This window comes from Microbacterium sp. 1154, from assembly GCF_031455375.1.
In the GTDB taxonomy this organism is placed as follows: domain Bacteria; phylum Actinomycetota; class Actinomycetes; order Actinomycetales; family Microbacteriaceae; genus Microbacterium.
Genome location: NZ_JAVDSN010000001.1, coordinates 546918 through 563979, shown reverse-complemented (window position 1 = coordinate 563979; position 17062 = coordinate 546918). Strand labels below are relative to the sequence as shown.

The following is a 17062-nucleotide window of genomic DNA, read 5'->3' as shown; positions in this document are numbered from 1 at the left end:
AGATCAGATGTCGAGGAAGCGGACGTCTTTGGCGTTGCGCTGGATGAAGCTGCGTCGCGACTCGACGTCTTCACCCATGAGCACCGAGAAGATCTCGTCGGCTGCCGCGGCATCGTCGATGGTGACCTGCTTGAGCGTGCGCGTCTGCGGGTCCATCGTGGTCTCCCACAGCTCGTGGTCGTTCATCTCGCCGAGACCCTTGTAGCGCTGGATGCCGTTGTCTTTGGGGATCCGGCGACCGGAGGCCTGACCGTCGACGAGCATCGCGTCGCGCTCACGGTCGCTGTACGCGTACTCGTGGGGGTGGTTCGACCATTTGAGGCGGTACAGCGGCGGCTGCGCGAGGTAGACGAAGCCCGCCTCGATGAGTCCGCGCATGTAGCGGAACAGCAGCGTCAGCAGCAGCGTCGTGATGTGCTGACCGTCGACGTCGGCATCGGCCATCAGCACGATCTTGTGGTACCGCGCCTTGGCCATGTCGAAGTCTTCGCCGATGCCCGTGCCGAAGGCCTGGATCATCGCCTGGACCTCTTTGTTGCCCAGGGCACGGTCGAGACGCGCGCGCTCGACGTTGAGGATCTTGCCGCGGAGCGCCAGGATCGCCTGCGTGTGGGGGTCGCGACCCTGCACCGCGGAGCCGCCGGCAGAGTCACCCTCGACGAGGAAGATCTCGCTGATCGAGGGGTCCTTCGAGGTGCAGTCCTTCAGCTTGTCGGGCATGGCGGCCGACTCGAACACGCTCTTGCGGCGGGCGGTCTCGCGCGCCTTGCGTGCGGCGAGACGCGCGGTCGCGGCGTCGATGGCCTTGCGGATGATGTTCTTCGCCTGAGCGGGATTGCGATCGAACCAGTCGCCCAGCTTGTCGCCGACCACCTTCTGCACGTAGGCGCGTGCCTCGGTGTTGCCGAGCTTGGTCTTGGTCTGACCCTCGAACTGCGGCTCCGACAGCTTCACCGAGATCACCGCGGTGAGACCCTCGCGGATGTCGTCGCCGGTGAGGTTGTCGTCCTTCTCTTTGAGGAGGTTGTTGGCGCGGGCGTAGCGGTTGACGAGCGTCGTCAGCGCCGCGCGGAAGCCCTCTTCGTGGGTGCCGCCCTCGTGCGTGTTGATCGTGTTCGCGTAGGTGAAGACGTTCTCGGTGTATGCCGTCGTCCACTGCATCGCGAGCTCGAGCGCGATCTTGCGCTCGGTGTCCTCGGACTCGACCTCGATGATCTCGTCGTTGACCACGTCGGCCTTGCGCACGCGGTTGAGGTGCTCGACGTAGTCGACGAGGCCGCGCTCGTACAGGAATGTGTCGTGACGGGCGTCGGTGACCTCTTCACCCGGCTCTCCCTCGGTGACGACGGACTGCGGGCGCTCGTCGCGCAGGCTGATCCGCAGGCCCTTGTTGAGGAAGGCCATCTGCTGGAAACGCGTGCGCAGCGTGTCGTAGTCGAAGTCGATGGTGTCGAAGATCGTGGCATCCGGCCAGAAGGTGATCGTCGTGCCCGTCTCGTCGCTCTCTTCGTCCTTCGAGAGAGGAGCGAGGGGCACGCCTCCCTCGCGGAACGACTGACGCCACACGTGGCCCTGACGTCGGACCTCGACCTCGAGGCGCGTGGAGAGAGCGTTCACGACCGACGAGCCGACACCGTGGAGACCACCCGAGACGGCGTAGCCGCCGCCGCCGAACTTTCCACCGGCGTGCAGCACGGTCAGAACGACCTCGACGGTCGACTTGCCCTCGGTGCGGTGCATGTCGACGGGGATGCCGCGGCCGTTGTCGACCACGCGCACGGCACCGTCGCCGAGAATGGTGACCTGGATCGTGTCGCAGTAGCCGGCCAGCGCCTCGTCGACGGAGTTGTCGACGATCTCTTGCACGAGGTGGTGCAGGCCGCGCTCACCGGTGGAGCCGATGTACATACCGGGACGCTTACGAACGGCCTCGAGGCCTTCGAGCACCTGGATGGCGTCTGCCCCGTACTCGTTGGGAACCTTCTTCGCCGCGGCGGGGACTTCGGGTTCCTCGGAAACGCTGTCGGGGTTTTCGGACGTCATGGGTACGCGCGCTCCAGATCGGTTCGTCGGAACCTCCATCCTATCGCGGAAGGGCTCCCGAAATGGCTTGTACGCCCCAATGCGGGGATAAATCACGTCAAGCCGGGATCGACCATGACTCAACCGTAGGTATCGCGCGGACCGCGGCCTGGAACGGCTCTGGGCCCCCATTTCCACGAGGGGACGTCCGGGCCCACGAACCGGATCGCTTCGACACCGGCCTCGGGAAAGCGTCGGAGGATCTCCGAGAGGATCTGCGCCCGCATGAACTGCAGCTGTTTGGCCCAGGCCGTCGAATCGGCCTGAACGGTGAGTGTGCCGTTCTCGAGAGCGACCGGACGCGTGTGCGCGGCGGTGTCCGAGCCTGCGACGTCGTCCCAGGTGCGCACGAGATCCTCGCGCGAGAGCTGGGGTTCCCACCCGGCCGACTGCGTGAGCGCCGAGATGACGTCCCCCAGGCCACGGGGGTCGCGCCCGGGACTGAAGGGGGCGTTCTCGCCGTCGTCGGCACGCCGACGTCGCTTCTTCTTGCGGTACGGCGACGGCTCGAGCCCTCGCAGACGCAGGTAGGTCGACATCGTCTCGGGAATCTCGGCGTCGTCACTCACCGCGGGGCTCCTCGATGCGGCCCGCCTCGACACGCACGACGTGCGCGCGCAGGGCGTCGGGGACGTCCTCTTCGACAGCCGAGGTGACGATGACCTGCTCATACCCGCCCGCGAGCTCGGCCAACCGGGAGCGGCGGCCGGCGTCGAGCTCGGCGAAGACGTCGTCGAGGATGAGGACCGGGTCGCCCAGTCGCGATTCGGCGCGCAGCAGTTCGGCGGATGCCAGGCGCAGGGCGAGTGCGACCGACCACGATTCGCCGTGCGAGGCGTATCCCTTGACGGGGAGACCGCGCACACGCAGGACGAGATCGTCGCGGTGCGGTCCGACGAGTGTCAGACCGCGCTCGAGCTCGGCCGAGCGCTTGGCCGCGAGGGCCGCACGGAACTGGTCGGCCAGGGGCTCGCTCGATCCCGCCGCGTCGACGGCGTCGCCCTCTTCGGGATCGCCTCCGCCGACAGACAGTGCCCAGGACAGCCGCGGCTCGTGGTCGGCGCCGGCGATCGCCGCGTACGCCCGAGCCACGGGATCGGAGAGGTCGGATGCCAACGCGCTCCGCGCCTCGATCACCTCGGTGCCCAGAGCGACGAGCTTCTCGTCCCAGACGTCGAGCGTGCTCAGCGCCTCGCCGCGGAGACCGCGAGCGCGCGCCGACTTCAGCAGAGCGCTGCGCTGGCGCAGAACACGGTCGTAGTCGCCGAGCACCCCGGCCATGCGCGGGATGCGCTGCACGATGAGCTGATCGGCGAACCGGCGGCGGGCGGAAGGATCGCCCCGGACGATCTGTAGATCTTCCGGAGCGAACAGGACGACCTGCGCATAGCGGGGAAGCTCGGAGGTGCGGACGTTGACGCCGTTGACGCGCGCCTTGTTCGCGCCCTGGCGGTTGAGCTGCAGCTCGAGAAGAACGCTGCGTTCGCCGTGAGCGAGCCGTGCGCGGACGATCGCGGCATCCGTCCCGTCTTTGACGAGAGGCGCATCGTTCGACACACGATGCGAGCCGAGAGTCGCCAGGTACGCCACCGCTTCGACGAGGTTCGTCTTGCCCTGGCCGTTGCGGCCGACGAAGACGTTCGCCCCCGAGGAGAGCGCGACATCGGCTTCCGCGTAATTGCGGAAGTCCTTCAGTCCGAGCTGCTCCACGATCACCGAGTCAGACTACCCGCCACCTCCGACACGGCAGCGTGGGATGCCGCTCAGCGCAAGAGCAGGTTGGGCTGAAGGAGGTACTTGAAGGTGCCCTCGCCGCCCTTCTCGACCGACGTCTGCGGCGTGACCAGAACGGGGCTGAGCTTGTTCGCGTTGTCGCTGGAGGTGAAGGTGATGCGCGTGAACTCGCTCCGGACCGCGCCGAGCGACTCGATGAGGTACTGCGGGTTGAGGCCCAGCGTGACCTCATCTCCGACGAGCGTGGCGTCGACGGACTCGTTGGCGCGAGCCTGCTCGGTGCCCGCGGCATCCATCGAGACGCCGTCGGGGCCGAACGTGAAACGCAGAGGAGCAGAGCGGTCGAGCACGAGCGCGACGCGACGGACCGCTTCGATGAGCTCGGCCGTGTTGACCACGCTGTGGTGCTCGGTCTGTGCGGGGAACAGACGACGCACGGGCGGGAAGTTGCCCTTGATCAGCAGCGACGTGACGGTCTTGTTGCCCGACGAGAACGCGATGATCTCGCGGTCGCCCGAGCCGGAGAACGCGATCGAGATGTCGCCGCTGTGAGCGAAGGTCTTGCCGACCTCCTGCAGGGTGCGGGCCGGAACGAGAGCGGAGGTGGTCTCATCGGATGCCACGGCCCCGCCATCCCACGGGATCTCACGGAGGGCCACGCGGTAGCGGTCGGTCGCGACCAGGCTCAGGCGCGTGCCCGAGACCTCGAGCTGCACGCCGGTGAGGACGGGGGTCACGTCGTCGCGCGACGCCGCGAACGCGACCTGGGCGATGGCCGTGGCGAACTCGTCGGCGGGGACGAGACCGGATTCGCCGGTGACCTCGGGGATCGCCGGGTATTCCTGCACGGGCATCGAGGCGAGCGTGAAGCGTGCCGAGCCGCACGTGAGGAGGATGCCGCCGTCGTCGTCGACCGCGATCTGGATCGGGGCGTTGGGCAGACGGCTGGCGATGTCGCTGAGGAGTCGGCCGTGGACGAGGATCGTGCCGGGCTCGTCGACCGTCGCCTCGATCGTCGTGCGGGCGGAAGCCTCGTAGTCGAAGGCGGCGAGGGTCAGTCCTTGCTCGTTCGCCTCGATGAGCACGCCGGCCAGGATCGGCTGCGGGTTGCGCTGCGGCAGGAGCTTGACCACGAACGAGACGGCTTCGCTGAACACATCGCGATTGACGTGGAACTTCACGGGTGCTCCCTTGACGGCGGGTATGGCTTACCCATGCTAGTGCCCCCTTCCGGCGACGCCTGTCGAGCGACGTTCCCACGGCAAGGTCATCGAATCTCTCTTAACAAAGAACTGGGATCTTCATCTTGTTAACAGCTGTGGAGAGTGTGGATAACTCACGACACGCTTGTTAACAGCAGGGGACACGGGGGTCGTCAACTGTGGACGAGCTGCGGAGAGCCTGTCGAGTTAACACGCGACGGCGCGAGCGCCATCGCTCGCTCGTCCACAGTGTTAACGCGTCGGTGCACAGATCATCCCGAGGAAATTCGAGTTATCCACAGGTTTTCCACACTGTGTAGAACCCGCGCAGAAACCCCCTATGTAAGGCCATCAACGCCTGATCAGGGGCAGAAAAACAGAAAGGGGCCCGAACCACGGTCGTGGTCGAGCCCCTTCGTCAGACGAGCGTTCAGCGCATACGTCCCAGCTGGCTGGTGATCTCCGACACCTGGTTGAAGATCGACCGGCGCTCCTTCATGAGGTCGCTGATCTTCTTGTACGCGTACATCACTGTCGTGTGATCGCGGTTGCCGAACAGCTGCCCGATCTTCGGGAGCGACAGGCTCGTCCGCTCGCGACAGAGGTACATCGCGATCTGTCGAGCGGTGGCCACAGCTTGCGAACGGCTCGAGCCGTACAGATCGTCGACCGACAGTTTGAAGTACTGCGCGGTCGCGGTGATGATGTCCGTCGGCGAGATGACGTTGGCGTCGTCCTGGTCGATGATGTCGCGCAGGACCGTCTGTGCGAGTGACATGTCGAGCGTCGAGCGGTTCAGACTGGCGAACGCGGAGACGCGGATGAGCGCGCCCTCGAGCTCGCGGATGTTGGACGAGACGACCGTGGCGATGTACTCGAGCACGTCATCGGGGATGAGAAGCCGCTCGCTCTGCGCCTTCTTCCGCAGGATCGCGATGCGCGTTTCGAGGTCGGGTGCCTGGACGTCGGTGATCAGGCCCCATTCGAATCGACTGCGCATGCGGTCTTCGAAGCCGGTCAGCTGCTTCGGCGGCAGGTCGCTCGTGATGACCACCTGCTTGTCGTGGTCGTGCAGCGTGTTGAACGTGTGGAAGAACGCTTCCTGCGTCTCGGCGCGCCCCTGCAGGAACTGGATGTCGTCGATCAGCAGGATGTCGACGTCGCGATAGCGCGCCTGGAAGGCCGAGCCCCGGTTGTTGGCGATCGAGTTGATGAAGTCGTTCGTGAACTCTTCGCTCGAGACATAGCGGACTCGGATGCCGGCGTACATGCTCGCGGCGTAGTCGCCGATCGCGTGGAGGAGGTGGGTCTTGCCGAGGCCGGAATCGCCGTAGATGAACAGCGGGTTGTACGCCTTGGCGGGCGCCTCGGCGACGGCGACCGCCGCTGCGTGCGCGAAGCGGTTGGACTGCCCGATGACGAAGTTGTCGAAGGTGTACTTGGGGTTGAGACGTGTGTCGTTTCGCGATGCCGGCACGATCGGATCGGGGGCCGGCTCATTCACGGGCGAGAGTGCGGGTGCGGGCTGGGGACGCTCCTCGCGCGGGGCGGCGGAGGAGCTGCGCTGCGTCTCGATCACGTCGGGGTTCACGACGACTCGGAACGTCCCGACCTGAGGGTCGTCTCCCTGCACCTGCGCGAGCGCCTCGAGGATGGGCGCGCGCATGCGCTTGTTGAACTGGGCGGCAGTGAGGTCGTTCGGGACGTCCAAGTACAGCGTTCCGCCCATCACCCCCTGCGGGACGGCGAGGTTGAGGAAGCCGTGCAACTGCGGGGTGACCCGATCATCGGTGAGAAGCTGGTCGAGCACGGATGACCAGACGGGCACATCCGGTGCTTCGTGCAGAGACATAGCCCCTCCGGGATCTTGACGCGACGGGTGATCGACGTGTCGCGTCGAACCTGTGGATAACTTCCGTGGCCACGCTAGTTCGCGGCCCTGTCGGAGCAAAATCCACTGTAGGACTCGGTCGCGTGTCTTTGCCACGCTTGTGGACAACGCCTGGGGATAATGGGCGGTCGCTTTCTCGGTTTGAGTTAACGCCGCGCGCGACGTAGCCTTAGTCGGTTGACTTATGCCTATACGGCAGTCCCGACCCCCGTCCCCGGCAGAAGAGCATCGGGCGACATCACCTCCGGAGTGACCCATGAGCAAGCGCACCTTCCAGCCCAACAACCGCCGCCGCGCCAAGAAGCACGGCTTCCGCGCCCGCATGCGCACGCGTGCCGGCCGCGGCATCCTGGCCGCACGTCGCGCCAAGGGCCGCACCGAGCTCTCGGCCTGACGGACCCGGTGCTCGCGAAGCCGAACCGACTCACCCGCGGATCGGACTACAAAGCCACGGTCCGACGGGGCACTCGCTGTGCCGGAGCGCACACCGTGACCTACGTCGGAACGTCGGCCGAGACCGATTCGCCCCGGTTCGGCTTCATCGTGAGCCGCCAGGTCGGCTCCGCGGTCACCCGTAACACCATTCGCCGCCGCCTGAAGGCGGTGTGCGCCGAGGCGCTCCCGTCTGTTCGCGGGGGCGCCTCGATTGTCATCCGAGCGCTGCCTTCGGCCGCGACCGTCGACTATCCGACGCTTCGGGCCGAAGTGGTGCGATGCCTCGAACGAAAAGCATCGGTATGAGCGTCTCGACTCTCCCGACCTCGTCCACGGGGGCCGGACGGCTCACCGCTGACGGTGTCGCGGCATCCATCCCGCTCCTCCCCCGCAATGCGGGGCTGGCGTTGTTGCACGCGTATCGCGCCACCATCTCGCACGTCTACGGCGACGTGTGCAAGTACTACCCGTCCTGCTCCGCCTATTCGGTGGGCGCCGTGCAGCAGCATGGACTCGTGAAGGGCATCGCGTTCACCGCGGCCCGTCTCGCACGCTGCCATCCCTGGGCTCAGGGTGGCATCGACGACGTCCGTCCTCATCGGGCCTTCCGCCACGAACTCACTCGGCACGGATTCGTCGTGCCCTCCCGAAAGGACTGATCGTGCAATTCGATCTCATTGGGACCATCCTCTGGCCGCTGAAATGGGTGGTCGAACTCGTGCTGGTGGGATGGCACGCCCTCTTCACGGCACTCGGCATGGCCCCCGCGGCGGGTCTCACCTGGGTGCTGTCGATCGTGGGCCTCGTGCTCATCGTCCGTGCCGCCCTGATCCCGCTCTTCGTGAAGCAGATCAAGAGCCAGCGCAAGATGATGGAGATCGCTCCCGAGCTGCGCAAGGTGCAGGAGAAGTACAAGGGCAAGCGCGACCAGCTGTCCCGCGAGGCGATGAGCCGCGAGACCATGGCGCTGTACAAGAAGCACGGCACCACCCCGGTCTCGAGCTGCCTGCCCCTGCTCGTGCAGATGCCGATCTTCTTCGCCCTCTTCAGCGTGCTGAACGACGTGTCGAAGCACGCGGCCAGCGGCATCGGCGGCGTCGGTCTGCTCACGCCCGAACTCACGACCGAGTTCTACGACGCGCGCCTGTTCGACGTGGCATCCATGCACGTGAACCTCGTCACCGCGTGGGGTCAGTCCGACGGGCAGGTCACCGTCGCCATCCTGCTGACGCTCGTGGTGCTCATGATCGGTTCGCAGTTCTTCACTCAGCTGCAGATCATCTCGAAGAACCTGTCGCCCGAGGCCAAGACCGGCCAGGCGTACCAGATGCAGAAGATCATGCTCTACATCCTGCCGCTGGCCTTCATCTTCTCGGGTGTCTTCTTCCCGCTCGGTGTCGTCATCTACTGGTTCGTCAGCAACCTGTGGACCATGGTCCAGCAGTTCGTGGTCATCCGCGAGATGCCGACTCCCGGGTCCGACGCGGCGAAGGCGCGTGAGGAGCGCCTCGCGCGCAAGGGCAAGGCCATCGATTCGTCGGGCAAGGTCGTCCCCATCGAGAAGTACCGCGCCGAGCAGCAGCGCCTGCTCGAAGAGACCGAGAAGGCTCGCGCGGCCCAGCCCAAGCGTCAGCAGCCGGTCGGCAAGCAGCGCGCGAAGAAGCAACAGTCCACGAAGAACACCGGTGCCGCGGGTGGGGCCGCCGGCAAAGCCGGTTCCGCACCCGCCTCCTGAGAACCGGAGATCACGATGACGACGTCCGATCAGATCGCACCCGAGCAGACCGCGGCCACCGAGGAGCAGCTCGAGCAAGAAGGCGACATCGCCGCCGACTACCTCGAGGGGCTCCTCGACATCGCCGACATCGACGGCGATCTCGCCATGGACGTGCGCGCGGGCCGCGCGTACGTCTCCGTCGAGGCCGAGGATGCCGCTTCTCTGTCGACCCTCTCGCACCCCGACACCGTGCAGGCCCTGCAGGAATTGACGCGTCTCGCCGTGCAGAATTCGACGGGACGTTTCTCGCGACTCATCCTCGACATCGGGGGGTCTCGCGACGCGCGACAGCGCCAGCTCGAGAACCTCGTCGACCGTGCGATCGCGCGTCTCGACGAGGGTGCGTCGCAGGCGTCCCTGCCGGCGATGTCGAGCTATGAGCGCAAGCTCGTGCACGACATCGCGGCGGACCGCGGCTTCTCGTCCGAGTCGTTCGGTGAGGGCGCCGACCGCCACACCGTGCTTCGACGCGGCTGAGTCTCAGGATGCCGGAACACCTCGAGACAGAGCCGAGTGCAGCGCTGACGCTGTTCGGCGACAACATCGAGAGGGCCCGTCGCTTCACCGAGAACCTGGCCCTGTACGGGGAGCAGCGTGGTCTCATCGGGCCGCTCGAGGTCCCGCGACTGTGGACGCGTCATGTCCTCAACAGTGCGATCGCTGCGCCATACTTCGCGGGTCGCGCGGTCGACGTGGGCTCGGGCGCCGGCCTGCCCGGGCTCGTGCTCGCCATCGCGCGACCGGACGTCGACTGGACGCTCATCGAACCGATGGAGCGTCGCACGGCGTGGCTGTCGGAGCAGGTCGCCGAGCTCGAGCTCGAGAACGTGACCGTTGCGCGCATGCGCGGCGAGGAGTGGAGCGAGGGGCGGGTGTTCGATGTCGCGACGGCGCGCGCTGTGAGCGCGCTGCGGACCTTGCTTCCGTTCACCGCTCCCCTGGTGCGTCCCGGCGGACGCCTCGTCTTCCTGAAGGGCGCCAACGTCGGAGCGGAGGTCGAGGCGGCCGCGAAGCAGGTGCGCAAGTACGGCCTCAGCGATGTGTCGATCGAGGTCGTCGGCGAGGGTGTTCTCGAGGAGCCGACGCGGGTCTTCCTCGCTACGCTCAGTCGTTGATTGAGGCATGTGTGCATGCCATGATTAGTCAGACGATTTGAGCTATGCGTTTCCTATGCGCATGAACGCTCCCGCCTCGTGCGGAGAACCCTCGCTGACCTCGATCGCACCGATCCTTGTCGAGTCGAGAATCCGCACCGCGTAGCACGCGCGAGGGTGACGCGGTCGGCTCGCGCGGGTCGTGACTCCCCGTCGCGTCGTGTCGATGCGCGGCGGGGGTGCATATGCCGAACGTGGTTCGGGCGGAAGTGTCGCTGTGAGAACGTGGGAGATTCTGCATTCGATGGCTGACCGGAAGGCTCGCGGATCGGCGGGCTTCTGTGTTGTCGGCTTCGGTGCCGCGATGTCTTCCTCGCCGAATCCGGGCTTCCTGGGACCTCGGCGCCGCCGGCGGCATGTGACCCTGGAGTGGCGGGAAACCGTTTGCGAGCTCGCAGATTCGTTCGCGGTCGATGAGTGCTGTCTTCGGTTTTCCATGCGCAGCTGTCGTATACCTACCGGCCGGTCAGGGGATCTGCTGGTTCTGTGGAGCAAGAGTTTCACGTGAAACGGTTCCACTGCAGTTGCATCCCGGGGTGCTCGGGCACTGCCATACGCCGGCGTGTGCGGCCACGCCGGGCGCTTTGTACCCGCGCCTGAAAGAGCGCCTTGGGTGACCATTGTCGTCTCGCGAAGTGCTGCCCGGCTGGCACTCGCGCAGGTCGTTGGTCTTCCGCTCCTAACTCCGTCGGGACGTCCGGCGTGGCACCGATCGCTCGCTGCTGAGCCCGGGTGTGCATGGAGCGAGGAATGGCCGCAACGACGGAACCTGCTCACCCGCGAGCGCTCGCGTGCTCTTCGTCTTGCCTGCAACGCGCGCAAGCCCCCGGGAGTTCACGCGCGGGCTTTAGCGGAGATGCCGTGTGATGCGCACGCGCGTCAAGCCCTGTTCGGGTGTGAGAGATCGGCGGCACTCCCCCATTCGCACAGCGGCCCCCACCATCGTGCTCAAGCGCGCTGGTCTGCAGGGTGAGCGCGACTTGCTGTGGGATACGCCCGTCAGGTGCTCACAATGCATGGAGCTACTGGGGTGGGCAGCTCTCGCAACGATTGCGGCGAAAGGCGGGCTGTGTCGCGCGTCGGGCGCCGCGCCGGGCCCGGCGCCGGCCGCCTGGCTGGTAGCGGCGCGGTGCGGGAGTCACGCTGCGCATGTACGTTGCGGCAGGGTCTGCGGGTGGGCTGCGCCGTGGTGTATCTGCGACCCGGCGTGAGGGCCAACACACGAGCCTCAAACGTCTCATGTGAGGGAGCTGACTGGAGGGTGATCGGCGCAGTCCGTGAGGACTGATGTTGGCCGTGACAGCTGCGTGAGCGCGGGCGGGTGGATAAGTGACTGAGGTGTTCCCGTCGGCTGAGCCGAGAGTCACGCGCCGTGCGGAAGGCCGTTCCCTCGACGGGGTTGAGACAGGGCCCTTGGATGGCCAAGTTACTCGTCGTGCCGAGCCGTGGGTGTTCTCTTGAGCTTCGCCTCGTGCGGCGGAGAACTCTCAATCGTCACCCACTCCCCTGCTGGCTGATCGCCCATCTACGATTGCCGCGGTGTCTTCAAAACGGCATGCCGATTGGTTTCACGTGATGCGTCGCGTTGATCCTCGGTGTGATGGTTGCGCAAGACGTGCGTCCGAGGCCGGCTGGGAGGTCAAGCGTCAGCGTTGCTCGCATCTCGGCGGCTGATCGCCTCCAAGTTGCGCTTTCGCGATGGATCGCGTTGGGAACCGGTGCAGGGCGACGCCGATCTCCGGCTGATCAGGGAGGTGCTCGTTTCACGTGAAACACTCGAGACGTGTCGGCAGGTGAAGTATCTTTCGGTGCTGCGTGAAGGGCCAGCGCGCCATGTCGAATCTTGGAGATGCGTCGCCCTAGAGAGGTGCACGCCATATGCCGAGCGGCTATGAGCTCGCGGCCACCGTGGCTACGTGGGTGACGAATATCCGGCCGCTGGAGAATGTTTCTGCGCACCGGGAACGCGGCGTGACGTCCCGCGTTCTCCCGAGCACGTCGCACCTGCACGTGCAACAGGTGGTGCGCGGCGAGCTCATAGCTGCACTTCTCGTGACCGCCGGCGGAGCGCGACACAACGGGCGCGCGCGTAGAGCAGGCCTTGCGCCCCGGGACAGCTGGCGAGGGTTTCACGTGAAACCCCGTTGCGGAGGAAAGCACAGGATGACCTCGTGCCGGAGGGAGGCGCAGGACGACGTCGTGGCGGAGCTCTCGGGAGATCCGGCGGTGTGTTCATCCCCGGCCACTCCGATTGCTCAGAGATCTCTTGCTTATCTGTCCACGCGAACAGACGGTCACGGGCGAGACGGGCGCCGTCCGGACATCGGGAGGGCGGCGCGCCAGCGAAGGTTTCGCCCGATGCGAGCTTGCTGCCCTGAACGAGCGTGCGCGTCACCTCACGATGGGCGTGCGGCGCTCGTGGGCGTGGTCACTCCCTCCGCAAACGGGCCCCGTCGGCACCGCAAGACGCGCATCGGCGGTGCTAGGGAACAGCGAACGGTAGCGTTTCACGTGAAACACGCGAGCCAGTGGGGCGGAGATCTGCGCGCAAGTTGCACCTTGATGGGAAGGGCGGACAGCTGACCGCCCCCCGAGAGGGGTCTGACGCATTGTGACACGGGCGGGATCATCCGGGTCAACGTATGGTCGGTACCCAGCGAGTGGCCGCGGCCCTGGTCAACGAGGCCATCTGCCTCCTGCGCCACGACTCAGAAGCCGGCGAAGTCTCGGACCAGCGGGCGCCGACCTGCCGGCGCTCAGCCGTTCGCGGTGCTTCGCATGATCACTCGTGTCGACGTCGGGGGTGTGCCGGGGGCGAGGGTTCGACGGTCCACGGCGATCGCGCGCGTGAACCAGTCCCAATAGGTCCCTCGCTGGCTGATGAGTTCCGGACTTCTTGGCGGACTGCGAGAAGGCGTGTTCCCTTCGCGGAGGAGGACGCCTCGGTGGTGATCAACTGCGGCCGACGACCGAAGTGACGAGACAGCGGCAAGTGAGGCTCGGGCAGTGCCGATGACGATCTCTCTGGTCCGATGCGGGCGGCAGTCACCTTCATCCGGAAAGATCCGGATGCGGGGTGAGGGCACGGAATCACTCAGAAGGACATCATGAACCTGCGACAGTCCTCGGTGCGACGACACCTCGAAGACACTCCCTTACGAGCCGGCGTCCAATGACCCCCGGCGCGTCTACAGCCTGGGCCCAACCTCCTCGACGAGGGTGTCGCGTGCCGCCGGATCCCCTCAGGTGCCTCAGTCGCCGGTCGATACTCGCCGTCGGGCGCCACTCCCCTCGCGCAAGTTCGCCGAAACTCGGCCAAACCTGAACCGAGACCGGTCGTGGGTGAGACGGCCGCGACACACGGCGACCACCGCCCGCGCATCTCCTCGTCACACCCGACGCGACCTCACGACATAGACGCGACCTCCGAGGTGAAGTCGGATGCGCCGTGGAGAACGTTTCACGTGAAACGTTGACCGTGATGCGCGCGTCGTGTGGGCGCAATTTCGGCCGCGGGTGAGGAGCCGCACGGCGGTCAGATCGGGTGCCGCACACAGAGCTCGAATTGGACACATCGGAGGGCGAACGTGCGTACGCTCACCGCGCGTATGTTTCACGTGAAACGTCAACGGCCATCGGCGCGTGCGGCAGGGCGATTTGTCGCCCTGCGCGCTGCGCTGGCCGCCTACTGGTGGAGCGTAAGACGACCTTGCGACTAACGGGGTGCTCGAGAAATGAATGTGAGCAGCGGTTGTCGCGCCTCGAATGCACATCCACGTCGTCAGTCCATCATGAGCGCGCCAGAGCGCGGGTAGACTGAGCGGGTTGCCGAGGGAGAGGTGCGTTTCACGTGAAACAGTCCGATGAGGCGCCCGCGTCGACGTCGTTCGACGACTCCCCCATTGCTCGGGAGATCGCCAATCTCTCTGCGCGTCGGCGCACCCTGGAAGAGACGACCGTGGAGCTGTCGGGTCGCACCCGTGTTTTCACGGTCTCGAACCAGAAGGGCGGGGTGGGGAAGACCACGACCGCTGTTAACATCGCAGCCGCCCTGGTGTCGGTGGGAGCTCGTGTTCTCGTCGTCGACCTCGACCCGCAGGGCAACGCGTCGACGGCATTGGGCGTCGCGCACAACGCGGATACGCCCAGCGTGTACGACGTCCTCATCGATGAGTTCCCTCTCGCGGACATCATCCAGACCAGCCCCGAGTCCCCGGATTTGTTGTGCGCCCCCAGCACGATCCATCTCGCCGGTGCCGAGATCGAGCTGGTCTCGCAGGTCGCTCGTGAGCATCGCCTCCGCGGGGCTCTGCGCGACTACCTGGATATCGAGGGCAACCACCTCGACTTCGTCATCATCGACTGCCCCCCCTCCCTCGGGCTACTCACGATCAACGCGTTCACCGCGGCAGACGAAGTTCTCATTCCTATTCAGTGCGAGTACTACGCGCTCGAGGGTCTCAGTCAGCTTCTCGGCAGCGTGCAGATGATTCAGAAGCACCTGAACCCTGGTCTTCACGTGTCGACGATACTGCTCACCATGTACGACGGTCGCACCCGGTTGGCCCAGCAGGTCGCCGAGGAAGTTCGCTCGCACTTCACCGACGAGGTCCTGAACACCGTCATCCCTCGATCCGTGCGCGTCTCTGAAGCCCCGAGCTTCGGGCAGACCGTCATCGCGTACGATGGCCAGTCAGCGGGCGCCATTGCCTATCGCGAGGCCGCGGTCGAGATCGTCGCTCGCGACACCACCAAGAAGGGTTCCTGATGGCTAAGAGGACCGGTCTGGGCCGCGGTATCGGCGCCCTCATTCCCACCATGGAGCCGTCCGAGGCGCGTCCCGTCGACGTCTTCTTTCCCGACGGCAATACGAAGAGTTCGGACGCTGCCGTCGAGGCCACGCCGGGCTCGTCGGGCGAGGACCTCGTCACCGTGCCCGGTGCTCGACTCGTTCACATCGACCCCACGTCGATCGTCCCCAACCCGCGCCAGCCCCGTACACACTTCGACGCCGATGACCTCGCCGAGCTCATTCACTCCGTCCGGGAGTTCGGAGTCCTGCAGCCCGTCGTGGTTCGTGACAAGGGTGACGGCACCTACGAGCTCATCATGGGTGAACGACGCACCCGTGCGTCGCGCGAGGCGGGACTCAAGACCATTCCGGCGGTCGTCCGCGAGACGGACGACGAGTACCTGCTCCGCGACGCCCTTCTGGAGAACCTGCACCGGTCGCAGCTGAACCCCCTCGAAGAGGCCTCGGCGTATCAGCAGCTGCTCGAGGACTTCGGCATCACGCAGGAGGAGCTTGCGACGCGCATCGGGCGCTCGCGTCCCCAGATCAGCAACACCATTCGACTGCTCAAGCTGCCGGTCCCCGTTCAGCAGCGTGTCGCCGCCGGCGTCCTGAGTGCCGGGCATGCGCGGGCCATCCTCTCGTTGGACGATCCCAAAGAGATGCAGAAGCTCGCCGACAAGATCGTCAACGAGGATCTCTCCGTGCGCGCGGCGGAAGCTGCGGCCAAGATGCCAGGTGTCGCGCCCGTGCGGCAGAAGCCCAAGGCCGGCTCGCAGAGACTGGGTCTCGACGCCATCGCCGATCGGCTCGGGGATCGCTTCGATACCAAGGTCCGCGTGTCGCTGAACGCAAGAAAAGGCCAGATCAGCATCGATTTCGCCAGCATCCAGGACCTGAACCGTATTCTCGCCACCCTGGGCGAAGAGGGCTACACGGGCTGACTCCACTCCCCCGGGCCACCGTCTCGCGGTGGGCGAACGGTTTTCGGTGCCCGGTGTCGGTGGCTCGACGTACGCTGGAATGGTGACAGCGAACGATGACACCCCGCGCCGTCGCGCCAGCCTCGAGCTTCTGCGCGCGGAGGCTTCCGACGAGCTTGCGGTCTTGATCCACGAGCGTCTGCGCGGTGGTGAAGACCCGTGGGACTTCATGGAAGACCTTCCGAGCGTCGACGAACTCGTCGTGCTCACCCTCCGCGCTGACAACATCTCCGAGAACGGCGGCATCCGGCCCACCCGTGCCCGGAACTATCGAGTGCTCCGTCAGATCGCCCTCGATTACCCCGCCCTCACGAAGGCCGTGTGGCGCATTCTGGGCGACGAAGAGCCGCACCGCCGCTGGGACGCCAGCGTCCGCCTCGACGCCTCCTGAGAGCCGCTCAGGCGTTCTCAGAGGGTGTGTGGTCTGCACCTCCGGGTCCGGAGGCGACGTCCCCGACTGGGTACCCCTGGGTGCGAGCAACAGCCGAGAGAGACAAGCGTCGGGTCGACCCGACGCGTTCGAGCCCGAGGATGGACGCCACGCTCGGGGTTCGGCATCCTGAGCCTGTCCCGGCCACCCGTGGGCGCACAACGCGAACGTCCCCGGCACCAGGAGGCGCCGGGGACGTTCGCGTGCGAGAGGTCTCAGCCGAGGAACGCGGCGAGATCCTGCTCGAGGGCGTACTTGGGCTTCGCGCCGATGATGGTCGTCTTGACCTCACCGCCCTGGAAGACCTTCATCGCGGGGATGGAGGTGATCTGGTACTTCATCGCGAGATCGGGGTTCTCGTCGACGTTGAGCTTGAGGACGGTGATCTTGCCCGCGTTCTCGTTCTGGATCTCGTCGAGGACGGGAGCGACCATGCGGCAGGGGCCGCACCACTCGGCCCAGAAGTCCACGAGAACGGGTCCGTCGGCCTGCAGGACGTCCTGCTCGAACGTTGCGGAGGTCGTCGCCTTGGCAGTCATTGCATTTCTCCTTAGATGAAAGCGTCAGTTCGTGAAAACGCCG

Annotated in this window: 15 protein-coding genes; 9 read left to right on the top strand and 6 right to left on the bottom strand. The window is 66.0% G+C overall.

From position 1 onward, the window contains the following. Positions 1–3 precede the first annotated feature (3 nt). From gyrB to dnaA, 5 genes are all read right to left on the bottom strand, one after another. Entirely contained in the window at positions 4–2043 is a 2040-nt protein-coding gene (gyrB, locus tag J2X55_RS02490) for a DNA topoisomerase (ATP-hydrolyzing) subunit B (protein WP_115916425.1), read from the bottom strand. A gap of 119 nt (positions 2044–2162) precedes the next feature. Beyond that, positions 2163–2651 (bottom strand): DciA family protein, encoded by a 489-nt coding sequence (locus tag J2X55_RS02485; RefSeq protein ID WP_309821715.1) that lies wholly within the window; start codon positions 2649–2651, stop codon positions 2163–2165. After that, positions 2644–3798 (bottom strand): DNA replication/repair protein RecF, encoded by a 1155-nt coding sequence (gene recF / locus J2X55_RS02480; RefSeq protein ID WP_115916429.1) that lies wholly within the window; start codon positions 3796–3798, stop codon positions 2644–2646. The genes J2X55_RS02485 and recF overlap by 8 nt, the downstream gene beginning before the upstream one ends. Before the next feature lie 47 nt (positions 3799–3845). Further along, entirely contained in the window at positions 3846–4997 is a 1152-nt protein-coding gene (gene dnaN, locus J2X55_RS02475; protein WP_115916431.1) for a DNA polymerase III subunit beta, read from the bottom strand. A gap of 451 nt (positions 4998–5448) precedes the next feature. Next, the gene (gene dnaA, locus J2X55_RS02470) at positions 5449–6870 is read right to left on the bottom strand and encodes a chromosomal replication initiator protein DnaA (protein ID WP_115916433.1); all 1422 of its coding nucleotides are present in this window, start codon (positions 6868–6870) and stop codon (positions 5449–5451) included. Between the two features lie 295 nt (positions 6871–7165). On the opposite strand from dnaA, the gene rpmH reads away from it, so the two are divergent. From rpmH to J2X55_RS02425, 9 genes are all read left to right on the top strand, one after another. Further along, positions 7166–7303 (top strand): 50S ribosomal protein L34, encoded by a 138-nt coding sequence (gene rpmH, locus J2X55_RS02465; protein WP_013584598.1) that lies wholly within the window; start codon positions 7166–7168, stop codon positions 7301–7303. Positions 7304–7311: 8 nt separating this feature from the next. After that, positions 7312–7650 (top strand): ribonuclease P protein component, encoded by a 339-nt coding sequence (rnpA, locus tag J2X55_RS02460; protein ID WP_115916435.1) that lies wholly within the window; start codon positions 7312–7314, stop codon positions 7648–7650. After that, the gene (gene yidD, locus J2X55_RS02455; protein WP_115917466.1) at positions 7647–8003 is read left to right on the top strand and encodes a membrane protein insertion efficiency factor YidD; all 357 of its coding nucleotides are present in this window, start codon (positions 7647–7649) and stop codon (positions 8001–8003) included. The genes rnpA and yidD overlap by 4 nt, the downstream gene beginning before the upstream one ends. A gap of 2 nt (positions 8004–8005) precedes the next feature. Next, complete coding sequence (gene yidC, locus J2X55_RS02450) at positions 8006–9079, top strand: membrane protein insertase YidC (RefSeq protein ID WP_181906387.1); 1074 nt, start codon at positions 8006–8008, stop codon at positions 9077–9079. A gap of 15 nt (positions 9080–9094) precedes the next feature. Next, a complete protein-coding gene (locus tag J2X55_RS02445) occupies positions 9095–9598 on the top strand; it encodes a R3H domain-containing nucleic acid-binding protein (protein ID WP_115916437.1) in 504 nt (167 codons plus the stop codon). An 8-nt stretch (positions 9599–9606) separates the two neighbouring features. Beyond that, positions 9607–10236 carry a 16S rRNA (guanine(527)-N(7))-methyltransferase RsmG gene (rsmG, locus tag J2X55_RS02440; RefSeq protein ID WP_115916439.1) on the top strand — a complete coding sequence of 210 codons (630 nt, stop codon included), beginning with the start codon at positions 9607–9609 and terminating at the stop codon, positions 10234–10236. A 3889-nt stretch (positions 10237–14125) separates the two neighbouring features. Continuing rightward, complete coding sequence (locus J2X55_RS02435; RefSeq protein WP_115916441.1) at positions 14126–15043, top strand: ParA family protein; 918 nt, start codon at positions 14126–14128, stop codon at positions 15041–15043. Then, positions 15043–16011 carry a ParB/RepB/Spo0J family partition protein gene (locus tag J2X55_RS02430; RefSeq protein ID WP_115916442.1) on the top strand — a complete coding sequence of 323 codons (969 nt, stop codon included), beginning with the start codon at positions 15043–15045 and terminating at the stop codon, positions 16009–16011. Before J2X55_RS02435 ends, J2X55_RS02430 begins: the two co-directional genes overlap by 1 nt. Before the next feature lie 82 nt (positions 16012–16093). Next, positions 16094–16441, top strand: coding sequence for a tryptophan synthase subunit alpha (locus J2X55_RS02425; protein WP_396653238.1), 348 nt, complete (start codon positions 16094–16096; stop codon positions 16439–16441). A 254-nt stretch (positions 16442–16695) separates the two neighbouring features. On the opposite strand, the gene trxA is transcribed toward J2X55_RS02425, so the two are convergent. After that, positions 16696–17019: a thioredoxin gene (trxA, locus tag J2X55_RS02420; RefSeq protein ID WP_056225032.1), complete on the bottom strand. Its 324-nt coding sequence runs from the start codon at positions 17017–17019 to the stop codon at positions 16696–16698. Positions 17020–17062: the final 43 nt, after the last annotated feature.